32 protein-coding genes are annotated in these 17,800 nt (G+C 38.4%); all 32 read right to left on the bottom strand.

What is annotated here, in order from left to right; translation table 11 throughout:
- Nucleotides 1-79 precede the first annotated feature (79 nt).
- Entirely contained in the window at nucleotides 80-1,264 is a 1,185-nt protein-coding gene (locus tag ACSBL2_RS02845) for a class I SAM-dependent methyltransferase (RefSeq protein ID WP_442590164.1), read from the bottom strand.
- A 144-nt stretch (nucleotides 1,265-1,408) separates the two neighbouring features.
- Nucleotides 1,409-1,936, bottom strand: a complete 528-nt coding sequence (rplQ, locus tag ACSBL2_RS02840) for a 50S ribosomal protein L17 (RefSeq protein ID WP_442590163.1) — start codon at nucleotides 1,934-1,936, stop codon at nucleotides 1,409-1,411.
- A 69-nt stretch (nucleotides 1,937-2,005) separates the two neighbouring features.
- The gene (locus ACSBL2_RS02835) at nucleotides 2,006-2,998 is read right to left on the bottom strand and encodes a DNA-directed RNA polymerase subunit alpha (protein ID WP_442590162.1); all 993 of its coding nucleotides are present in this window, start codon (nucleotides 2,996-2,998) and stop codon (nucleotides 2,006-2,008) included.
- A gap of 84 nt (nucleotides 2,999-3,082) precedes the next feature.
- On the bottom strand, nucleotides 3,083-3,691 hold the full coding sequence (gene rpsD / locus ACSBL2_RS02830) for a 30S ribosomal protein S4 (RefSeq protein WP_442590161.1): 609 nt from the start codon (nucleotides 3,689-3,691) through the stop codon (nucleotides 3,083-3,085).
- Between the two features lie 65 nt (nucleotides 3,692-3,756).
- Nucleotides 3,757-4,146, bottom strand: coding sequence for a 30S ribosomal protein S11 (rpsK, locus tag ACSBL2_RS02825; RefSeq protein ID WP_265829934.1), 390 nt, complete (start codon nucleotides 4,144-4,146; stop codon nucleotides 3,757-3,759).
- Nucleotides 4,147-4,168: 22 nt separating this feature from the next.
- Nucleotides 4,169-4,546 (bottom strand): 30S ribosomal protein S13, encoded by a 378-nt coding sequence (gene rpsM / locus ACSBL2_RS02820; protein ID WP_265829933.1) that lies wholly within the window; start codon nucleotides 4,544-4,546, stop codon nucleotides 4,169-4,171.
- Nucleotides 4,547-4,631: 85 nt separating this feature from the next.
- On the bottom strand, nucleotides 4,632-4,748 hold the full coding sequence (gene rpmJ, locus ACSBL2_RS02815) for a 50S ribosomal protein L36 (protein ID WP_010599887.1): 117 nt from the start codon (nucleotides 4,746-4,748) through the stop codon (nucleotides 4,632-4,634).
- 1 nt (nucleotide 4,749) lies between these two features.
- Nucleotides 4,750-4,968, bottom strand: a complete 219-nt coding sequence (gene infA, locus ACSBL2_RS02810) for a translation initiation factor IF-1 (protein ID WP_008244555.1) — start codon at nucleotides 4,966-4,968, stop codon at nucleotides 4,750-4,752.
- A gap of 71 nt (nucleotides 4,969-5,039) precedes the next feature.
- Entirely contained in the window at nucleotides 5,040-5,825 is a 786-nt protein-coding gene (gene map / locus ACSBL2_RS02805; protein ID WP_442590160.1) for a type I methionyl aminopeptidase, read from the bottom strand.
- A 6-nt stretch (nucleotides 5,826-5,831) separates the two neighbouring features.
- Complete coding sequence (gene secY, locus ACSBL2_RS02800; protein WP_442590159.1) at nucleotides 5,832-7,175, bottom strand: preprotein translocase subunit SecY; 1,344 nt, start codon at nucleotides 7,173-7,175, stop codon at nucleotides 5,832-5,834.
- A gap of 3 nt (nucleotides 7,176-7,178) precedes the next feature.
- On the bottom strand, nucleotides 7,179-7,625 hold the full coding sequence (gene rplO / locus ACSBL2_RS02795; RefSeq protein ID WP_442590158.1) for a 50S ribosomal protein L15: 447 nt from the start codon (nucleotides 7,623-7,625) through the stop codon (nucleotides 7,179-7,181).
- Between the two features lie 109 nt (nucleotides 7,626-7,734).
- Nucleotides 7,735-7,914: a 50S ribosomal protein L30 gene (rpmD, locus tag ACSBL2_RS02790; protein ID WP_265829929.1), complete on the bottom strand. Its 180-nt coding sequence runs from the start codon at nucleotides 7,912-7,914 to the stop codon at nucleotides 7,735-7,737.
- A 4-nt stretch (nucleotides 7,915-7,918) separates the two neighbouring features.
- The gene (gene rpsE, locus ACSBL2_RS02785) at nucleotides 7,919-8,437 is read right to left on the bottom strand and encodes a 30S ribosomal protein S5 (protein ID WP_090555282.1); all 519 of its coding nucleotides are present in this window, start codon (nucleotides 8,435-8,437) and stop codon (nucleotides 7,919-7,921) included.
- An 18-nt stretch (nucleotides 8,438-8,455) separates the two neighbouring features.
- Nucleotides 8,456-8,809, bottom strand: coding sequence for a 50S ribosomal protein L18 (gene rplR, locus ACSBL2_RS02780; protein WP_442590157.1), 354 nt, complete (start codon nucleotides 8,807-8,809; stop codon nucleotides 8,456-8,458).
- A 5-nt stretch (nucleotides 8,810-8,814) separates the two neighbouring features.
- On the bottom strand, nucleotides 8,815-9,372 hold the full coding sequence (gene rplF / locus ACSBL2_RS02775) for a 50S ribosomal protein L6 (RefSeq protein WP_442590156.1): 558 nt from the start codon (nucleotides 9,370-9,372) through the stop codon (nucleotides 8,815-8,817).
- Nucleotides 9,373-9,390: 18 nt separating this feature from the next.
- Nucleotides 9,391-9,789: a 30S ribosomal protein S8 gene (gene rpsH, locus ACSBL2_RS02770; RefSeq protein WP_442590155.1), complete on the bottom strand. Its 399-nt coding sequence runs from the start codon at nucleotides 9,787-9,789 to the stop codon at nucleotides 9,391-9,393.
- Between the two features lie 135 nt (nucleotides 9,790-9,924).
- Complete coding sequence (gene rpsN, locus ACSBL2_RS02765; protein ID WP_442590154.1) at nucleotides 9,925-10,194, bottom strand: 30S ribosomal protein S14; 270 nt, start codon at nucleotides 10,192-10,194, stop codon at nucleotides 9,925-9,927.
- Entirely contained in the window at nucleotides 10,194-10,766 is a 573-nt protein-coding gene (gene rplE, locus ACSBL2_RS02760) for a 50S ribosomal protein L5 (protein WP_442590153.1), read from the bottom strand. The genes rpsN and rplE overlap by 1 nt, the downstream gene beginning before the upstream one ends.
- Nucleotides 10,766-11,107 carry a 50S ribosomal protein L24 gene (rplX, locus tag ACSBL2_RS02755; protein WP_442590152.1) on the bottom strand — a complete coding sequence of 114 codons (342 nt, stop codon included), beginning with the start codon at nucleotides 11,105-11,107 and terminating at the stop codon, nucleotides 10,766-10,768. Before rplX ends, rplE begins: the two co-directional genes overlap by 1 nt.
- A 1-nt stretch (nucleotide 11,108) precedes the next feature.
- The gene (rplN, locus tag ACSBL2_RS02750; protein ID WP_037442593.1) at nucleotides 11,109-11,477 is read right to left on the bottom strand and encodes a 50S ribosomal protein L14; all 369 of its coding nucleotides are present in this window, start codon (nucleotides 11,475-11,477) and stop codon (nucleotides 11,109-11,111) included.
- A 1-nt stretch (nucleotide 11,478) separates the two neighbouring features.
- Nucleotides 11,479-11,733 (bottom strand): 30S ribosomal protein S17, encoded by a 255-nt coding sequence (gene rpsQ / locus ACSBL2_RS02745; RefSeq protein WP_037442595.1) that lies wholly within the window; start codon nucleotides 11,731-11,733, stop codon nucleotides 11,479-11,481.
- 13 nt (nucleotides 11,734-11,746) lie between these two features.
- On the bottom strand, nucleotides 11,747-11,956 hold the full coding sequence (rpmC, locus tag ACSBL2_RS02740) for a 50S ribosomal protein L29 (RefSeq protein WP_442590151.1): 210 nt from the start codon (nucleotides 11,954-11,956) through the stop codon (nucleotides 11,747-11,749).
- Between the two features lie 72 nt (nucleotides 11,957-12,028).
- Nucleotides 12,029-12,451, bottom strand: a complete 423-nt coding sequence (gene rplP / locus ACSBL2_RS02735) for a 50S ribosomal protein L16 (RefSeq protein ID WP_442590150.1) — start codon at nucleotides 12,449-12,451, stop codon at nucleotides 12,029-12,031.
- Between the two features lie 38 nt (nucleotides 12,452-12,489).
- On the bottom strand, nucleotides 12,490-13,341 hold the full coding sequence (rpsC, locus tag ACSBL2_RS02730; protein WP_442590149.1) for a 30S ribosomal protein S3: 852 nt from the start codon (nucleotides 13,339-13,341) through the stop codon (nucleotides 12,490-12,492).
- Nucleotides 13,342-13,346: 5 nt separating this feature from the next.
- Nucleotides 13,347-13,709: a 50S ribosomal protein L22 gene (rplV, locus tag ACSBL2_RS02725; RefSeq protein ID WP_442590148.1), complete on the bottom strand. Its 363-nt coding sequence runs from the start codon at nucleotides 13,707-13,709 to the stop codon at nucleotides 13,347-13,349.
- Nucleotides 13,710-13,716: 7 nt separating this feature from the next.
- Nucleotides 13,717-13,983, bottom strand: coding sequence for a 30S ribosomal protein S19 (rpsS, locus tag ACSBL2_RS02720; protein WP_008244581.1), 267 nt, complete (start codon nucleotides 13,981-13,983; stop codon nucleotides 13,717-13,719).
- Nucleotides 13,983-14,807: a 50S ribosomal protein L2 gene (rplB, locus tag ACSBL2_RS02715; protein ID WP_442590147.1), complete on the bottom strand. Its 825-nt coding sequence runs from the start codon at nucleotides 14,805-14,807 to the stop codon at nucleotides 13,983-13,985. Before rplB ends, rpsS begins: the two co-directional genes overlap by 1 nt.
- Before the next feature lie 23 nt (nucleotides 14,808-14,830).
- Entirely contained in the window at nucleotides 14,831-15,121 is a 291-nt protein-coding gene (gene rplW / locus ACSBL2_RS02710) for a 50S ribosomal protein L23 (protein WP_442590146.1), read from the bottom strand.
- 1 nt (nucleotide 15,122) lies between these two features.
- Nucleotides 15,123-15,752 carry a 50S ribosomal protein L4 gene (rplD, locus tag ACSBL2_RS02705; protein WP_442590145.1) on the bottom strand — a complete coding sequence of 210 codons (630 nt, stop codon included), beginning with the start codon at nucleotides 15,750-15,752 and terminating at the stop codon, nucleotides 15,123-15,125.
- 5 nt (nucleotides 15,753-15,757) lie between these two features.
- On the bottom strand, nucleotides 15,758-16,375 hold the full coding sequence (rplC, locus tag ACSBL2_RS02700; protein WP_442590144.1) for a 50S ribosomal protein L3: 618 nt from the start codon (nucleotides 16,373-16,375) through the stop codon (nucleotides 15,758-15,760).
- Nucleotides 16,376-16,557: 182 nt separating this feature from the next.
- Nucleotides 16,558-16,953, bottom strand: a complete 396-nt coding sequence (locus ACSBL2_RS02695; RefSeq protein ID WP_442590143.1) for a DUF1634 domain-containing protein — start codon at nucleotides 16,951-16,953, stop codon at nucleotides 16,558-16,560.
- The gene (locus tag ACSBL2_RS02690) at nucleotides 16,953-17,789 is read right to left on the bottom strand and encodes a sulfite exporter TauE/SafE family protein (RefSeq protein WP_442590142.1); all 837 of its coding nucleotides are present in this window, start codon (nucleotides 17,787-17,789) and stop codon (nucleotides 16,953-16,955) included. Before ACSBL2_RS02690 ends, ACSBL2_RS02695 begins: the two co-directional genes overlap by 1 nt.
- Between the last annotated feature and the right edge of the window lie 11 nt (nucleotides 17,790-17,800).

Genomic DNA, 17,800 nt, shown 5'->3' with positions numbered 1-17,800 from the left:
TCTGTTAAAATGTAAATCAAAACCATTTGTTATTGCTGACAGCTTGTCAGCACACAGCACAGATTGCCACATCCTTACTTCACAATCCCAGTAGTTTCTCCAGATGATGGAAGCCAATGCCAAAATAGGTTTTTGTCTCTCTTATCTTGTTCAGTATTTCTTCTTTATTGTTTACCGTCTTTTTTGATTTTATGCCCACGACCAATACATTTTTAGGAGTATGCACATCGGAAATAAATTCAAAAATCTTTGTTTTATAACCAAAGTACTCCAGGATCAAAGCCCTCAGTCCATCAGTAACCATTTCGGCTTGACGTTCCAAGAATATCCCATGTCTTATGAGAAAATCCAGTTCATTTTTTGTCTTTCCTTTTTCCATCTCCCGGCGGATTTGCTTATGACAGCAGGGTGCTACCACAATCAGTTCTGCCTGCCCCTTAATCCCTTTGTAAATGGCATCATCAGTAGCTGTATCGCAGGCATGAAGTGCAATCAGCACATCAATGTTTCCCACATCAAATTCTTCAATAGTACTCTGGACAAATCCAAGTGTCGCAAAACCTGCATTGCCTGCGATAGTATTGCAAAGATCTACAAGATCCTTTCGGTATTCTACCCCGGTAATCTCAGCCTCCATATGCAGAGAGTTGACCAGATAATCGTAAAGTGCAAAGGTCAGGTAACCTTTCCCCGAACCCATATCTACCAACTTTTGAGTACCTTTAAGCGAAAGGGATCTGATCAATGGATCTAACAACGATACATATTGGTTAATCTGTTTATACTTGTCCTGTGCATTTTTAAAAACAACCCCACCCTTGTCAGTAATCCTGAGATCAGTGAGATAGGACTTTTCAGCAGCAGGAACAAGACGCTTTTTTACTTTGTCATGAGAAAGTTCAGCTTTGGGTGCATTTTCTACATCCCTCTCACGAATACCCACCATACCTTTCCTGTCATGCTCCATTATCACCTCTTTACTCTTACTAAATAAAGTACATACTTTAAAATCATTACTGATCAAATGACTGATCCTTGTCAGTCCCTCTAGTACCGGAAAATTCTTAAAAATATCCCGTGTTTTATACCTGTAATTAAAGGCGAGCATTTCTACACGTTTGACTTTAACCTTCCGTATATACAGGTTCTTTAATTCTTTTTCATTCCCCTGATAATTTCCGAAGGACATTTTGAGGAACTGATCATTGGTGAGGCTATCAACTGTTTGCTGAAGAAATTGTTCGAGAAGGTGCTGATTGGACATGAATTTTGATTACGGAACAAAGATAGGTGATTGAAAAATAAAACCACAATAGTTAGGAAATACCCTTGGGATACGGCGGAATAAAGAAGAAAAAAAAACCCTGTTCTAACAGAACAAGGTTTTTATATCGACAATAAAAAAAGATTACTCTCCTTTATCTTCTTTAGATTCTTCAGTAACTGGTGCCTCTAAAACTTCTTCTTTAGCTTGTACTACTTCTTCTTTCTCTTCAGTAGCATCACCTTTTTTGGCTTTGCTTCTTCCACGACGTGTAGTTTTCTTTTCAGCAACTTCAGTTTCTACACCGTAAACTTCGTTGTAATCTACCAATTCAATTAAAGCCATTTCAGCGTTATCACCTAAACGGTTGTTTAATTTAATGATCCTTGTATAACCACCTGGACGGTTAGCCACTTTAGCAGCTACGTCACGGAACAATTCAGTAACTGAATCTTTATCTTGCAAATAGCTAAATACAGTACGACGGGAGTGAGTCGTATCATTTTTAGATTTAGTGATGATAGGCTCAACATACATCCGTAATGCTTTAGCTTTAGCTAAAGTAGTCGTGATTCTTTTAGCTTTAATCAATGAAGATGCCATGTTAGCCAGCATCGCTTTACGATGTGAAGTTGTTCTGCCTAAGTGGTTGTGTTTTTTACCGTGTCTCATTTTAAGTTTATTGAGTGCATACCGTCTCTATCACAGAGGGAATTATACACTATTAAAAAAATTGTTATTTTATTCTTCGTCCAGTTTGAATTTAGATAAATTCATTCCAAATGATAAGCTTTTTGATTTCACTAGCTCCTGAATCTCTGTCAATGATTTCTTACCGAAATTTCTGAATTTTAACATATCAGCTACATCATAAGATACGAGATCCGCTAAAGTACGGATATCAGCCGCTTTTAAACAGTTCAACGCACGAACTGATAGATCAAGATCTACCAATTCAGTCTTAAGTATTTTACGCATATGTAAAATCTCTTCATCAACTTCCTTAGTTTCTTCTTTAGCTTGTGATTCCAACACCAAATTCTCATCAGAGAACAACATGAAATGTTGGATTAAAATTTTAGCTGCTTCTTTCAAAGCTTCCTCCGGATGGATAGATCCATCAGTAGCAATTTCTAAAATTAATTTTTCATAATCTGTTTTCTGCTCAACACGATAGTTTTCAATCGTATATTTTACATTTTTCATTGGGGTAAAGATCGAATCAATCGCAATTACACCAACAACAGCATCATTTATTTTATTTTCTTCTGCAGGAACATAACCACGTCCTTTATTGATAGTCAATTCTACCTCTAAAGTAACCGACTTCTCCATGTTACAGATAACGAACTCCGGATTAAGGACTTCGAAATTGTTAGAGAATTTGGTAATGTCTCCAGCAAGAAACTGATCCTGGCCATTAACTACAATAAAAACTTTTTCAGAGTCACCTGAATCACCAACTTTTTTAAAACGAACCTGTTTTAAATTCAGGATAATTTCAGTTAAATCCTCTACCACACCTTTCATGGTAGAAAACTCATGTGAAACGCCAGAAAAACGAATACTTGTAATGGCATAACCTTCTAATGAAGAAAGAAGAATTCTTCTTAGGGCATTACCAATTGTTACACCGAAACCGGGTTCTAAGGGACGAAATTCAAATATACCATCGAAATCATTTGATTTCTGCATGATGACCTTATCGGGTTTCTGAAATGCTAAAATTGCCATTTATAATGTTTTTAGATCGTTATTAAAATTATTGTAACGTAAAAATCAGCTGCCCTGAAAACCAAGGCAGCCAATTGAATTATATTACTTAGAGTACAACTCTATAATCAAGTTTTCTTTAATATTTTCCGGAATCTCATCACGATTAGGATAAGCTAGGAATTTACCTGTCAATTCACTTGCATTCCAGTCTAACCAATTGAATTTATTGATTACTCTGCCTGCTACTGAATTTGCAATGCTTTCCAATGATTTTGATTTTTCACGTACTGCAACAACATCTCCTGCTTTTAGTTGGTAAGAAGGGATATTTACTACTTCACCGTTCACTGTTACGTGTTTATGGCTAACTAACTGGCGTGCAGCTGAACGTGTTGTCGCAATACCTAATCTATAAACTGTGTTATCTAAACGTGCTTCTAATAACTGAAGTAAGTTATCACCTGTAATGCCCTCACGGGAAGAAGCCTTAGTAAACAAGTTACGGAATTGACGTTCTAATACACCATAAGTGTATTTAACTTTTTGTTTCTCCATCAACTGTACAGCGTACTCGGATTGTTTACCTCTTCTTTTTGACGCTCCATGTTGTCCAGGAGGATAGTTTTTTCTATCTAATACCTTGTCAGGGCCGAAAATTGGCTCTCTGAATTTACGCGCGATTTTGGACTTAGGTCCTGTATATCTTGCCATTGTGCTTTGTTTTAAAGTATCGTGCAACCCTAAGCTGCAGACTCTTAGCTTTAAAAATTAATAAATTAAACTCTTCTCTTTTTAGGAGGACGACATCCGTTGTGCGGAAGCGGTGTAATATCTTTGATCGAAGTCACTTCGATACCTGAGATTTGCAATGTTCTAATTGCAGACTCACGACCTGAACCCGGACCTTTAACAAAAACCTCTACTTTACGCAGACCTAAATCAAATGCTACTTTACCGCAATCAGATGCAGCTTGGCCAGCAGCATATGGAGTGTTCTTTTTAGAACCCTTAAATCCCATTTTACCGGCCGAAGACCATGAAATAGTTTGACCGTTATTGTTTGTTAGGGTAACAATGATATTGTTAAAAGTAGCATTGATGTGGGCCTGACCAACAGACTCAATAACAACAATACGCTTTTTGGTTACTTTTTTACTTTTAGCCATAATTATTATTCGGTACTAAATTCTATTTAGTAGCTTTTTTCTTGTTAGCAACTGTTTTTCTCTTGCCTTTACGTGTACGAGAATTGTTTTTAGTGCGCTGTCCACGAACTGGTAAACCTTTTCTGTGACGTAATCCACGGTAACATCCAATGTCCATTAAACGTTTAATATTCAATTGAACCTCAGAACGTAAAGCACCTTCTACTTTAATGCTATCGTTGATAATTGTACGGATTGCTGATAACTCATCATCAGACCAGTCTTGTACTTTCTTGCTAAAATCGATACCTGCTTCAGTTAATATACGCTGAGCAGTTGACCTGCCTACACCGAAGATGTAAGTTAGTCCGATTTCGCCTCTTTTGTTTCTTGGTAAATCAATACCTGATATCCTTGCCATATTTGAACTAATGTTTGATTATTTGATTAAATGACCGATTGAGTAACCTGTACATTCAATCTAATCATAACTCAATAATTTCTTTTTAACCTTGACGCTGTTTGTACTTAGGATTTTTCTTGTTAATAACGTAAAGTTTACCTTTACGGCGAATAATCTTGCAATCAGCACTGCGTTTTTTAATTGATGACCTAACTTTCATTTTATTTATATCTATAAGTAATCCTGCCCTTTGATAAATCGTAAGGCGACATCTCTAATTTTACTTTGTCTCCAGGAAGAATTTTGATGTAGTGCATCCTCATCTTACCTGAAATATGAGCAATAATCTCATGACCATTCTCCAGTTCTACCCGGAACATGGCATTGGATAATGCTTCTCTTATTACACCGTCTTGTTCAATTGAGGCTTGTTTAGCCATATAATATTGATTTTTACTTAATTAGCTGCTATTAAACAGGGTTGCAAAATTAAATAAAATAATTTAATTTTTTACCTTTTTTCTTTTAAAACTTCTTCAATAAAAGAAAATGTCGATAAAACATCTGCTTTGCCCTTTTTTACTGCAACAGTGTGTTCGAAATGTGCTGAAGGCCGATTGTCTCTACTTGTTACTGTCCAACCATCAGACCAGAACTTTACGTTAGCAGTGCCGGCGTTTATCATTGGTTCAATGGCAATTACCATTCCTTCCTCCAATTTCATTCCATGTCCTCTGCGCCCATAATTAGGAACCTCAGGTTTTTCATGCAACTCCACACCGACTCCGTGCCCCACAAGCTCTCTTACTACACTGAAGCCATTGTCTTCTGCTAAAGACTGGACTGCAAAACCAATATCTCCGATCCTTGATCCTACTACAGCCTTGTCAATAGCACGCTTTAAACATTCCTGGGTAACATCAATCAGTTTCTGCTGTTCTGAGCTTATTTCTCCTATCTGAAAAGTATAAGCCGAATCCCCAAAGAAACTGTTTTTAATTACGCCACAATCGACAGAAATTAAATCACCTTCCTGTATCACATAATCACCTGGAAACCCATGAACAATCTGTTCATTTGGGGAAATACATAATGAATATGGGAAGCCATTGTAGTTTAAGAATGCAGGTATTGCGCCATGATCTTGAATATAAGTCTCCGCAAGAGTATTTAAAGCTTTCGTAGTCACTCCAGGTTCGATGATTCTGGCTACTTCAGCCAGAGTCTTGGAAACAATTAGTGAACTTTCACGGATCAGCTCAATCTCCTCAGGAGACTTATAATAGATCTTAGACATTCAATATTAAATTACTGCACTGCTACCAGTTGTATTGGCAGCGGGTACTCCTGTACGACCAGTAACTCTTCCTGTTTTCATTAATCCATCATAATGACGCATTAATAAATAACTCTCAATTTGTTGTAAAGTATCCAATACAACACCTACTAAAATCAGTAGGGATGTACCTCCATAGAAATGGGCAAACTCAGATTTAATACCAAACTTCACCGCAAGCGATGGAAGGATAGCAATTATTGCCAGGAATACTGATCCCGGGAAGGTAATCTTAGAAATAACATCATCAATAAATGATGAGGTAGCCAGACCTGGTTTAATTCCAGGAATAAATCCTCCGTTCTTTTTCATATCATCAGACATCTGTACCGGATTTACTGTAATCGCGGTATAGAAGAACGTAAATGCAATGATTAAGAATGCGAATGTTAAACTATAAGCTAAAGAGGTTGGATCGCTAAACTGGATTAACCATGTATTTTGTAACGTAGGGAAAAACTGTGTAAGTGTAGTAGGGATGAACATCAATGCCTGAGCAAAGATAATTGGCATCACACCAGCAGCATTTACTTTTAAAGGAATATACTGTCTTACACCACCGAACTGTCTGTTACCTACAATACGTTTTGCATACTGCACAGGAACTTTACGTACGCCCTGAACAATAAGAATGGTAAACATCACCACACCGAAAAGTGCAACGATTTCAAGGATAAGCGCAATTAAGCCTCCTCCGTCGCCAACTAATCTTGATCTGATCTCCTGGTCAAGGGCGATAGGTAAACGAGCAATAATACCAACCATAATGATCAGTGAAATACCGTTACCAATACCTTTATCAGTGATTTTTTCCCCTAACCACATCACGAACAATGTTCCTGCAGACAACACAAATGTTGACAAAACAAAGAATAAGGTAGGATCAATTAGAATGGCTTCCGCAGGAACCTGTGTTTTAACATATCCTACAGCCTGAACAGCTGTAATAGCTACAGTTAAGTACCTGGTAATCTGATTCAACTTATTTCTGCCACTTTCTCCCTCTTTTTGCATTTTTTGGAAGGAAGGAACAGCAATTCCCAATAACTGAACTACAATTGATGCAGAAATATATGGCATAACTCCAAGCGCCAGTATAGACACACGGGAAAATGACCCCCCGGCGAACATATCCAGCAGACCCAGGATTCCGGATTTCTGATTATCGCCTAAGGCTGTTGCATCTACACCTGGCAGAACCACGTGAGAAACAAACCTATAGACCAAAAGAATTAGGAGCGTAAAAACTATACGCTCTCTTAATTCTTGAATTTTCCAAATATTACCTAAAGTAGTAAACAGCTTCTTCATTAATTACAATTTTTCGATTGAGCCTCCAACAGCTTCAATAGCTTTTTGTGCAGTAGCAGAAAAAGCATGTGCTTTAACTTCAATTTTCGATTTAACTTCACCACGACCTAAAATTTTAACTAAGTCATTTTTGTGAGCCAAACCATGATCCTGAAGTGTAGTAAAATCAATAACAGTCAGTTCAAAACGCTCTGCCAAACCTTGTAACACGTCTAAGTTAACGCCTACATATTCAACACGGTTAATAGGCTTGAAACCTACTTTAGGTACACGACGCTGTAATGGCATCTGACCACCTTCAAAACCGATTTTGTTTTTGTGACCTGAACGCGATCCCGCTCCTTTATGACCACGAGTGGAAGTTCCACCACGACCAGAACCGGTACCACGACCTATCCTTTTACTATTTTTAATTGAACCTGATGCAGGTTTTAAATTACTTAAGTTCATTTTAAACTTATTGTGTTGCCCTTCGCTTTCACTAATCAGGGACAACGGTTAAACAAATAATAACGGTTGCAAATGTAGCAATATAAACTACTTTTGCAACCGCTAAGAATTATATAGTTTCTATGGCAACCAAGTGATTAACTTTTCTTACCATTCCAATGATAGCCGGGTTCGCCTCAACAATAACAGACTTGTTCATTTTAGTTAAACCTAAAGCCTGCATTGTTCTTTTTTGACGCTCACTTCTGTCAATGATACTTTTTACCTGGGTTATTTTGATCTTAGCCATGTTCTTATCCGTTAAAAACTTTGTTTAAATCAACACCACGTTGTTGTGCTACTGTGTAAGCATCACGCATTTTTGTTAAAGCATCAACAGTTGCTTTAACCACGTTGTGAGGATTTGATGAACCTTTTGATTTTGCTAATACGTTGTGTACTCCAGCACTCTCTAATACAGCACGCATCGCACCACCTGCAATAACACCGGTACCTACAGCTGCTGGTTTGATTAATACAAAACCACCAGAGAATTTACCGATTTGTTCGTGAGGAACAGTACCATTCAACAAAGGAACTTTTACCAAATTCTTTTTAGCATCATCGATACCTTTTGCAATAGCTTCTGTAACCTCTTTCGCTTTACCTAATCCGTAACCAACGATTCCGTTTTCATCTCCAACAACTACGATCGCTGAGAAGCTGAATGTACGTCCACCTTTGGTAACTTTGGCAACACGCTGTATGCTAACTAAACGGTCTTTTAATTCGACCTCGCTAGTCTTAACTCTTTTTATATTGATAGTTGACATTCTTATCCTATTTTCAGATTAAAATACTAAACCAGCTTCACGCGCACCATCTGCCAGCGATTTAACGCGACCATGGTATAAATAGCCATTTCTATCGAAAACAACTTCTTTAATGCCTGCTGCGATTGCTTTTTCAGCTACTAATTTACCTACAGCTACAGATTGCTCTGATTTATTGCCATTACTTGCAAAATCTTTTGAAAGTGATGATGCTGATACAATTGTGCTTCCGGTTACATCGTTAATAATCTGAGCATAAATCCCTTTATTGCTTCTATAAACTGATAACCTTGGACGGCTTTCAGAACCGGTAAGTCTTTTTCTGATTCCTTTTTTTATACGATCTCTACGAGATAATTTTTTCCCTGCCATGATGATTATTTTTTAGAAGCTGATTTACCTGCTTTTCTTCTTAACACTTCGCCTACAAACTTGATACCTTTACCTTTATATGGTTCTGGTGCACGTAATGAGCGTATTTTCGCTGCTACTTGTCCGATCAATTGTTTGTCAATACTTTCTAAAATGATTTTAGGAGTCTGACCTTTTTCTGAGGTAGTAGTCACTTTAATCTCTTCCGGTAACTGGAATACATAATGGTGAGAATAACCTAAAACAAGATCCAGGGTATTTCCTGTGTTTGTAGCGCGGTAACCCACACCTACTAATTCCTGTGATATTTTATAACCTTCTGTAACACCAACAACCATATTGTTGATCAATGAACGGTATAAACCGTGCAATGCTTTGTGTCTTTTTTGCTCAGTCGGGCGTTGTACAGTAAGTACTCCTTCTTCCTGACTAACTGTGATATCTGAATCTACAGCTTGAGTTAATTCACCTTTAGGACCTTTAACTGTAACTACGTTATCTTTAGATACAGTAATCGTTACTCCTGCTGGTACATTTATTGGGGCTTTTCCTATTCTTGACATTTTGTTATCCTCCTTTAATTAATAAACGTGACACAAAACTTCGCCACCAATGTTTAGTCTGGCTGCTTCTTTATCAGTCATTACACCTTTCGATGTAGATAAAATTGCGATACCTAAACCATTTAGTACTCTTGGCATGTTTTCTACGCCAGCATATTGCCTTAAACCTGGTTTGCTGATGCGCGCCAAAGTGCGGATCGCAGGTATTTTAGTAATTGGATTGTACTTCAAAGCGATTTTAATCGTTCCTTGAACAGTAGTCTCTTCAAACTTGTAATTAGCAATGTAACCTTTATCGAAAAGAACTTTTGTAATTTCTTTTTTCAGGTTTGATGCAGGAATTTCTACAATTCTGTGATTTGCTTTGATAGCATTTCTTACTCTTGTCAGATAATCTGCGATTGGATCTGTATTCATTATTATTGATTTGTGATAGTGGTTTCCTTTCCGAACCATTCGGAACGACCTGCCATCGGTTAATTTTTTTGTTAACGTACAAACGCTAGAAGTATTACGTTTCTCAACGTAATACACTAACGAATAACGATTTTTTTACCAGCTTGCTTTAGTTACACCAGGAATTTTTCCTGCCAAAGCCATATCGCGGAAAGTAACCCTTGATATACCGAAAGTACGCATGTAACCACGAGGACGACCAGTCAATTTACAACGGTTGTGCAAACGTACAGCCGAAGAATTTTTTGGTAATTTATCTAATCCTTCATAATCACCGGCAGCTTTAAGTTCTGCGCGTTTTTCTGCAAACTTAGCTACCAATTTTTGGCGCTTTACTTCGCGAGCTTTTACTCCTTCTCTTGCCATTATTGATTTGTATTAGGGGTTTGATTTTTAAATGGTAATCCAAATTGTTTTAAAAGTTCCAATGCTTCAACATCATTTGTTGCAGTTGTTACAAAGGTAATATCCATACCTAAAATCTTATTAATTTTATCGATGTTGATTTCAGGGAAGATGATTTGCTCAGTAATACCCAGTGTGTAGTTACCTTTTCCATCAAAACCTTTATCATTGATACCTTTAAAATCGCGGATACGTGGCAAAGCTACGGAAATTAAACGATCTAAAAACTCAAACATGTTGTTATCGCGTAAAGTTACACGTACACCTACTGGCATACCTTTACGTAATTTGAAATTTGAGATATCTTTTTTAGATTTCGAACCTACTGCCTGCTGACCTGCAATTGTAGTCATCTCCACGATAGAAGTGTCGATAATTTTCTTGTCAGTCACAGAGAAACGACCAACACCCTGGTTGATAGCAATTTTCTCCAACTTAGGAACCTGCATTACAGTTTTGTAAGCGAACTTTTCTTTAAGTGCGGTTACAATCTCCTCTTTATATTTAGTCTTTAATCTTGGTATGTAAGTCATTATTTGATCTCCTCTCCTGATTTTTTAGATACCCTAACTAATTTCCCATCAGCATTAAGCTTTCTGCCAACACGCGTAGTCGCACCTGTTTTAGGATCTACTAACGCCACGTTAGAAATATGAAGAGCAGCTTCTTTTTTAATGATACCTCCGTTAGGATTAGCAGCATTTGGTTTTGTATGTTTAGATACAAGGTTTACACCTTCTACCAGTATTCTACTTTTAGTAATCAATACTGAAAGTACTTTACCTTCCTGGCCTCTTGAATCACCAGCGATAACCTTTACTAAATCTCCTTTACGGATTTTAATTTTTGGTTGAACAGTTACTTTATTTTTCATATTATAATACCTCCGGTGCTAATGATACAATTTTCATGAATTGTTTTTCACGCAGTTCTCTCGCTACCGGGCCAAAAATACGTGTTCCACGTGGCTCATCTTGTGCATTTAACAATACCGCTGCATTATCGTCGAAACGGATGTAAGAACCATCTTTACGTCTGATCTCTTTTTTCGTTCTTACTACAACTGCTTTAGATACGGTACCTTTTTTAATGTTACCTGAAGGAATTGCACTTTTAACAGTAACAACGATTTTGTCACCTATAGATGCATATCTCTTACCAGTACCACCAAGTACACGGATAACCAATACTTGTTTTGCGCCGCTATTATCGGCTACATTTAATCTCGATTCCTGTTGTACCATGTTATTTAGCCCTCTCTAAAATTTCCACTAATCTCCAGTTCTTGTTTTTACTCAGCGGACGAGTCTCCATGATCAGTACTGTATCACCAATACCGCAATCGTTTTTCTCGTCATGAGCCATAAATTTGGTAGTTTTCTTAACAAACTTACCATAGATCGGGTGCTTCACTTTACGCTCTACCGCAACAACAACAGATTTATCCATCTTGTTACTCACTACCAACCCGGTTCTTGTTTTTCTTAATTGTCTTTCCATTTCGACTCTAAAGTTATTTAGTTTCACTAGCTGACGCCGCCTTACGCTTAGTCATTTCAGTATTTAATCGGGCGATGTCTTTTCTTACCTTACTAATGCGGGTAGGATTCTCTATAGCCGAAATTGTATGTGCAAATTTTAACTTAACCAAGTTTTCTGTTTCTTCTGCAATTCTGACTACTAGTTCTTCTTGTGAAAGCCCTGTGATTTCTGAGTTCTTCATTTTATTAATTTTTATGTTCTGGGTCTAGCGGTTATAATAACAAGTTACTTACAACATTGACCCCAAAACTTTTTATGCCTCTACGTAATCTCTACGTACTACAAATTTGGTTTGTATCGGTAATTTTTGTGCAGCTAAACGCATAGCTTCTTTAGCAACTTCTAAAGGTACACCTTCTGCTTCAAAAATAACGCGTCCTGGTCTAACAACAGCTACCCAGTATTCCGGCGCACCTTTACCTTTACCCATACGTACTTCAGCTGGTTTCTTAGTTACCGGTTTGTCCGGGAAAATTCTAATCCACACTTGGCCTTCACGTTTCATGAAACGAGTTACCGCAATACGGGCTGCCTCTATTTGGCGACTGGTGATCCAGGTCGCCTCTAAAGATTTAATCCCGAAAGACCCGAATGACAATTCAGCTCCACGTGAAGCTAAACCTTTCATTCTGCCCTTTTGCATCTTTCTGAACTTCGTTCTTTTTGGCTGTAACATTTTATCTTAATATTATCGTAAAACGATCTGTTAACTAATTATTTCCGAGGACCTCTGTTAGGAGTGTTTCCGCCTCTATTATCTCTGCCTTGACCCGGAGCTCCCTGACCTGGGCCCCTACCGCCACGACCTTTGTTGTCGTTACGTCTGTCGCCACCGCCACGGTTATCTCTATCTCTGCCACCACCTGCAAATGCACCTTCAGGTCTGCCACCTTTACCAGGAGCATTACTTGTTGCACCAATGTTTGGAGAAAGATCACGTTTACCGTAAACCTCGCCTTTGCAGATCCAAACTTTAACACCTATTTTACCATAAGTAGTTAATGCTTCAGCCAATGCATAATCAATGTCCGCACGGAAAGTATGCAAAGGAATTCTTCCTTCTTTATACTGTTCGCTACGTGCCATTTCAGCACCACCTAAACGGCCTGATGTCATGATTTTGATACCTTCAGCGCCCATACGCATGGTTGATGCGATAGTAGATTTCATTGCTCTACGGAAGGAGATCCTTGCTTCTAATTGTTTCGCAACACTTTCTGCAACCAGTTGTGCATCAAGCTCAGGACGTTTGATCTCAAAAATGTTAATCTGAATCTCTTTTTTTGTAAGTTTCTTTAACTCTTCTTTGATTTTATCAACCTCAGCTCCTGCTTTACCGATCACAATACCCGGACGTGCAGTGTGGATAGTTACAGTGATACGTTTTAACGTACGCTCAATAACTACTTTAGCTACTCCTCCTTTTGCAATACGCACAGAAAGGTATTTTCTTATTTTTTCGTCCTCAACTAATTTGTCAGCATAGTTGTTGCCACCGAACCAGTTAGAATCCCAACCTCTGATGATTCCTAACCTGTTTCCTATTGGATGTGCTTTTTGTCCCATTTCTACTAATTAGTTTGAGTTTCAACGTTTTTACTATCTACTATCAAAGTAACGTGGTTTGAACGTTTACGTATTCTGTAACCACGACCTTGGGGTGCAGGTCTCAGTCTTTTCAACTGACGGCCGCCACCAACCATTATAGTTTTTACATATAATTGGTTTTCTTCAGGGCGAGAACCTTCATTTTTAGCTTCCCAGTTTTTGATCGCAGACAACAAAAGTTTCTCAACCTTTAATGCTGCTTCTTTATTGGTGAATTTCAAAATACTTAATGCTTTCTCAACACGCTCACCTCTGATAAGATCTACAACCAAACGCATCTTACGCGGTGAGGTTGGACAATTGTTTAATTTCGCTACTGCTTCCATCTCTTAATTATTTTTTCTTTTCAGAGTGACCCCTAAATGTTCTGGTTGGAGCAAACTCTCCCAGCTTGTGACCAACCATGTTTTCTGTTACGTATACCGGTATGAATTTATTACCGTTATGCACTGCAAATGTATGACCCACGAAATCTGGTGAGATCATTGATCTGCGTGACCAAGTTTTAATGACAGACTTTTTGCCTGAATCATTCATAGATACTACTTTCTTCTCTACGTTATGGTCAATATAAGGTCCTTTTTTAATCGAACGAGCCATTATTTCTTCCTTTTCTCTATGATGAAACGATTTGAGTATTTTTTAAGTGAGCGGGTCTTGAAGCCTTTAGAATAGATACCATTCCTTGATCTTGGCTGACCTCCTGATGAACGACCTTCACCACCACCCATTGGGTGATCGACAGGGTTCATAGATACCGGACGGGTTCTTGGACGACGTCCCAACCAACGTTTACGGCCTGCTTTACCTAATACCTCGTTAGCGTGATCTGAATTGGAAACAGCTCCAATTGTTGCTAGGCAAGAAGTTAAGATAGATCTTATCTCTCCTGAAGGCATTTTCAATGTTGCATATTTACCATCACGTGCAGCTAATTGTGCGTAAGCACCAGCACTACGAGCCAGCTGCGCACCACGGCCCGGTTGGATTTCAAGATTGTGAACAATCGAACCCAAAGGGATATTAGCTAATTTTAAAGTATTTCCAACTTCTGGAGTTGCTGTCTCTCCTGATAATACTTTTTGTCCCACTTGCAATCCTTCCGGTGCAATAATATAACGCTTCTCACCATCTGCATAATGTAGTAATGCAATACGTGCGGTACGGTTTGGATCGTATTCAATAGTAGCTACTGTAGCAGGAATATCAAACTTATCACGTTTAAAGTCAATTAAACGGTAAGATTTTTTGTGACCACCACCCATGTAGCGCATAGTCATCTTTCCTGTATTGTTACGTCCTCCCGATTTCTTAGAAGAAACAACCAATGATTTTTCGGGCTTGGTTGCTGTAATCTCCGAGAAATCAGCCCCAACTCTAAAGCGGGTTCCCGGAGTAACTGGTTTAAATTTTCTTAAGCCCATAGTTATAAATTATTCAATTCTTATTAAATATTCGCGTAATAATCAATCGTCTCACCTGCTGCCAGGGTTACAATTGCTTTCTTGTATTTCGGGCTACGTCCCGTAACTAAACCACCTTTAGTATTTCTGCTTTTCATTTTACCAGTAACAATCATTGTGTTAATAGCTAAAATGTTCACACCATACATTTTTTCAATAGCGGATTTAATTTGCAATTTATTTGCTTTGTGTTCTACTCTGAAAGTAAAGCGGTTAGACTTTTCTGTTAAAGCAGAAGCTTTTTCGGTTAATATTGGTTTTCTTAAAAATTCCATATTACTTGGCAAATGCCTCCTCCAATGTTTTAACAGTATTCGCAGTTAACAAAAGTTTACCGCAGTTCAATACATCATATGTATTCACCTGATCCGCAGTGATTACTTTTACTTTCTGAACGTTTCTGCTTGATAAATAGATATTGTTATCTTGTGCAGGTAAAACCAATAAAGTTTTTTCACCTGCTAAGCTTAACGCATTAATAAGGTTAACGTAATTTTTAGTTTTGATTGTGTCAAAAGTAAAATCTTCCAAAACAAGGATATTGTTATCCTGAGCTTTGTATGACAACGCAGATTTACGCGCCAGTGATTTTAATTTTTTATTCAATTTAAAACTGTAATCACGCGGCTGAGGACCGAATACACGACCACCACCATTAAATAAAGGTGATTTAATGCTACCAGCACGGGCACCACCAGTACCTTTTTGTTTATACAATTTACGGGTTGAACCTGCAATCTCATTACGTTGCTTAGATTTGTGAGTTCCCTGACGTTGGTTAGCCAAATACTGTTTCACATCTAAATAAATCGCATGATCGCTAGGTGTTACACCAAATACCGACTCAGGAAGCTGCACCTTGGCACCTGTCTCTTTTCCTGAAATGTTTACTACATTAACTTCCATCTTGCTTACTTGTCTAAGATTACGTAAGAACCTTTAGCTCCTGGAATGGAACCACTAACTACAACAAGGTTTTGCTCAGCATAAACTTTCAAAACTTGTAAGTTCTGAACTTTCACTCTGTCTCCACCCATTCTACCTGCCATACGCATACCTTTAAATACACGTGCAGGGTATGAAGCAGCACCCAATGAACCCGGCGCACGCATCCTGTTGTGCTGACCGTGAGTCTGACCACCAACACCACCGAATCCATGGCGTTTCACAACACCCTGAAAACCTTTACCTTTTGATGTACCAACTACATCCACGAAATCGCCTTCAGCAAAAATACTTACCGTTACCGTATCGCCTAAATTCAACGATTCTTCAAACGGAGCAAATTCTACTAATTTACGTTTTGGTGTGGTGTTTGCTTTCGCAAAGTGGCCCATAAGAGGCTTGGTAGTGTTCTTTTCTTTAGCTTCACTGAAGCCTAACTGAACTGAAACGTAACCGTCTTTCTCTTCGGTCTTAACCTGTGTAACTACACAAGGCCCAGCTTCGATCACCGTACATGGAATGTTTTTTCCATCGGCGTCGAAAATGCTGGTCATTCCTACTTTTTTTCCAATAATACCTGACATTTTCTTTTTTTAATTTAACACCCATCGAAGCAGTAGGGCTTCGTTCAAGGTGGATACAATTCCCGTTAAGGGAGGGCAAAAATAGGAAAGAAATCTTAATTTTCAAATAGTTAGCGTATTATTTTTTCAAATATTTGCTATTATTTTTGGATAATTGACAGAATGCCCGGTTAAACCGGTTTTTAGCCTACCAGCTTGTTACTCAAACTGATCAATATAATTCCCAGGACAAATAATCCGATCAGCACATAGAGGTAATCTTTTTCAATTAGAAAGCTGAAAATCGAAAATACAATACGGGTTACCGGTGTAAAGATCAGCAACAATGTACCGAACTGAATAATGGCTTTTCCATCTAAGGTAAGCAGTCCATGGAAGATCATCAGGATAGAAGAATAGGGTGTCTTTTGCGGATTAAAAATCTCATAATCAATCATATATGAGCTATACATACTGAGATAAATAACCCCACCCACGAAGACCACCGCCATCGATGCAATCACCCCTACCCGTAGCAGTGTTCCAAGAACGACCTGTATGTCTTTATCTGCAAAATAATGTTTTCCTTGTTGCTTCATTACAGTTTCCCCGACAGTCCATTATAAATCATTTGTAAAGCAAGAAAGGTGACGACTACTGCAAATATTACTTTCAGCTTGTCTGTATTTGTCCTGACCAGTATTTTGGAACCTACAGTAGCGCCTAATAATACCCCAAGGGTTACCGGCATGGCAATTCCCGGATCAATTTGTCCCCTATGCAGGTAAACAATTGCACTTGCCGCGGCAGTGACGCCCATCATGAAATTACTTGTTGTCGTGGAAACCTTGAAAGGTAGTTTCATAATGTTATCCATTGCCAGCACTTTCAAAGCACCTGATCCGATGCCCAATAAACCAGAAATAATCCCTGCAAAGAACATCATCACAAACCCACCAGCCACATTGTGTACGCCATATTTTACAGTCCCCTGAGCTGTGGGGTATGATCCATTCAGTTTAAAAAAGTTGGCCAGCACTCCTGAACTGCTCTCAACCGACTGATCTACTTTTTTACGCACCATCATAACTGCTGAAAAGAGCAGGATACAGCCAAAGATCACAGCTATATATCCAGGATTAATATACACAGTAATAACTGCACCCAATACGGCACTGATCGTTGTTGCAATTTCTAGGAACATACCTATACGGATATTAGTGATGCCTTCTTTTACATAAGCCGCGGCCGAACCGGATGAAGTGGCAATGACAGAGACAACAGAAGCCCCGATGGCATAATGAATATCCACTCCCAACACCAGTGTCAGCAAAGGAATGATGATTACCCCACCGCCTAAACCTGTCAATGAGCCTAGCAACCCAGCTAAAAAAGCACCCGATAAAACAATAATTGTAAATACTAATACCGACATTCGATACAAAT

It is taken from the genome of Pedobacter sp. AW31-3R (genome assembly GCF_052180285.1).
Classification (GTDB): Bacteria; Bacteroidota; Bacteroidia; order Sphingobacteriales; family Sphingobacteriaceae; genus Pedobacter.
The sequence above is the reverse complement of the archived record's forward strand: the minus strand, read 5'-3'. Positions and strand labels throughout refer to the sequence as shown.

Excerpts from the sequence above, each read along its gene's own strand:
- ACSBL2_RS02845 (WP_442590164.1), bottom strand. The coding sequence starts at position 1,264 with ATGTCCAATCAGCACCTTCTCGAACAATTTCTTCAGCAAACAGTTGAT.
- rplQ (WP_442590163.1), bottom strand. The coding sequence starts at position 1,936 with ATGAGACACGGTAAAAAACACAACCACTTAGGCAGAACAACTTCACAT.
- ACSBL2_RS02835 (WP_442590162.1), bottom strand. The coding sequence starts at position 2,998 with ATGGCAATTTTAGCATTTCAGAAACCCGATAAGGTCATCATGCAGAAA.
- rpsD (WP_442590161.1), bottom strand. The coding sequence starts at position 3,691 with ATGGCAAGATATACAGGACCTAAGTCCAAAATCGCGCGTAAATTCAGA.
- rpsK (WP_265829934.1), bottom strand. The coding sequence starts at position 4,146 with ATGGCTAAAAGTAAAAAAGTAACCAAAAAGCGTATTGTTGTTATTGAG.
- rpsM (WP_265829933.1), bottom strand. The coding sequence starts at position 4,546 with ATGGCAAGGATATCAGGTATTGATTTACCAAGAAACAAAAGAGGCGAA.
- rpmJ (WP_010599887.1), bottom strand. The coding sequence starts at position 4,748 with ATGAAAGTTAGGTCATCAATTAAAAAACGCAGTGCTGATTGCAAGATT.
- infA (WP_008244555.1), bottom strand. The coding sequence starts at position 4,968 with ATGGCTAAACAAGCCTCAATTGAACAAGACGGTGTAATAAGAGAAGCA.
- map (WP_442590160.1), bottom strand. The coding sequence starts at position 5,825 with ATGTCTAAGATCTATTATAAGTCTCCTGAGGAGATTGAGCTGATCCGT.
- secY (WP_442590159.1), bottom strand. The coding sequence starts at position 7,175 with ATGAAGAAGCTGTTTACTACTTTAGGTAATATTTGGAAAATTCAAGAA.
- rplO (WP_442590158.1), bottom strand. The coding sequence starts at position 7,625 with ATGAACTTAAGTAATTTAAAACCTGCATCAGGTTCAATTAAAAATAGT.
- rpmD (WP_265829929.1), bottom strand. The coding sequence starts at position 7,914 with ATGGCTAAGATCAAAATAACCCAGGTAAAAAGTATCATTGACAGAAGT.
- rpsE (WP_090555282.1), bottom strand. The coding sequence starts at position 8,437 with ATGTCAACTATCAATATAAAAAGAGTTAAGACTAGCGAGGTCGAATTA.
- rplR (WP_442590157.1), bottom strand. The coding sequence starts at position 8,809 with ATGGCAGGGAAAAAATTATCTCGTAGAGATCGTATAAAAAAAGGAATC.
- rplF (WP_442590156.1), bottom strand. The coding sequence starts at position 9,372 with ATGTCAAGAATAGGAAAAGCCCCAATAAATGTACCAGCAGGAGTAACG.
- rpsH (WP_442590155.1), bottom strand. The coding sequence starts at position 9,789 with ATGAATACAGATCCAATCGCAGATTATCTGACAAGAGTAAGAAATGCT.
- rpsN (WP_442590154.1), bottom strand. The coding sequence starts at position 10,194 with ATGGCAAGAGAAGGAGTAAAAGCTCGCGAAGTAAAGCGCCAAAAATTG.
- rplE (WP_442590153.1), bottom strand. The coding sequence starts at position 10,766 with ATGACTTACATACCAAGATTAAAGACTAAATATAAAGAGGAGATTGTA.
- rplX (WP_442590152.1), bottom strand. The coding sequence starts at position 11,107 with ATGAAAAATAAAGTAACTGTTCAACCAAAAATTAAAATCCGTAAAGGA.
- rplN (WP_037442593.1), bottom strand. The coding sequence starts at position 11,477 with ATGGTACAACAGGAATCGAGATTAAATGTAGCCGATAATAGCGGCGCA.
- rpsQ (WP_037442595.1), bottom strand. The coding sequence starts at position 11,733 with ATGGAAAGACAATTAAGAAAAACAAGAACCGGGTTGGTAGTGAGTAAC.
- rpmC (WP_442590151.1), bottom strand. The coding sequence starts at position 11,956 with ATGAAGAACTCAGAAATCACAGGGCTTTCACAAGAAGAACTAGTAGTC.
- rplP (WP_442590150.1), bottom strand. The coding sequence starts at position 12,451 with ATGTTACAGCCAAAAAGAACGAAGTTCAGAAAGATGCAAAAGGGCAGA.
- rpsC (WP_442590149.1), bottom strand. The coding sequence starts at position 13,341 with ATGGGACAAAAAGCACATCCAATAGGAAACAGGTTAGGAATCATCAGA.
- rplV (WP_442590148.1), bottom strand. The coding sequence starts at position 13,709 with ATGGAAGCAGTAGCGAAATTAAACAATTGTCCAACCTCACCGCGTAAG.
- rpsS (WP_008244581.1), bottom strand. The coding sequence starts at position 13,983 with ATGGCTCGTTCGATTAAAAAAGGACCTTATATTGACCATAACGTAGAG.
- rplB (WP_442590147.1), bottom strand. The coding sequence starts at position 14,807 with ATGGGCTTAAGAAAATTTAAACCAGTTACTCCGGGAACCCGCTTTAGA.
- rplW (WP_442590146.1), bottom strand. The coding sequence starts at position 15,121 with ATGGAATTTTTAAGAAAACCAATATTAACCGAAAAAGCTTCTGCTTTA.
- rplD (WP_442590145.1), bottom strand. The coding sequence starts at position 15,752 with ATGGAAGTTAATGTAGTAAACATTTCAGGAAAAGAGACAGGTGCCAAG.
- rplC (WP_442590144.1), bottom strand. The coding sequence starts at position 16,375 with ATGTCAGGTATTATTGGAAAAAAAGTAGGAATGACCAGCATTTTCGAC.
- ACSBL2_RS02695 (WP_442590143.1), bottom strand. The coding sequence starts at position 16,953 with ATGAAGCAACAAGGAAAACATTATTTTGCAGATAAAGACATACAGGTC.
- ACSBL2_RS02690 (WP_442590142.1), bottom strand. The coding sequence starts at position 17,789 with ATGTCGGTATTAGTATTTACAATTATTGTTTTATCGGGTGCTTTTTTA.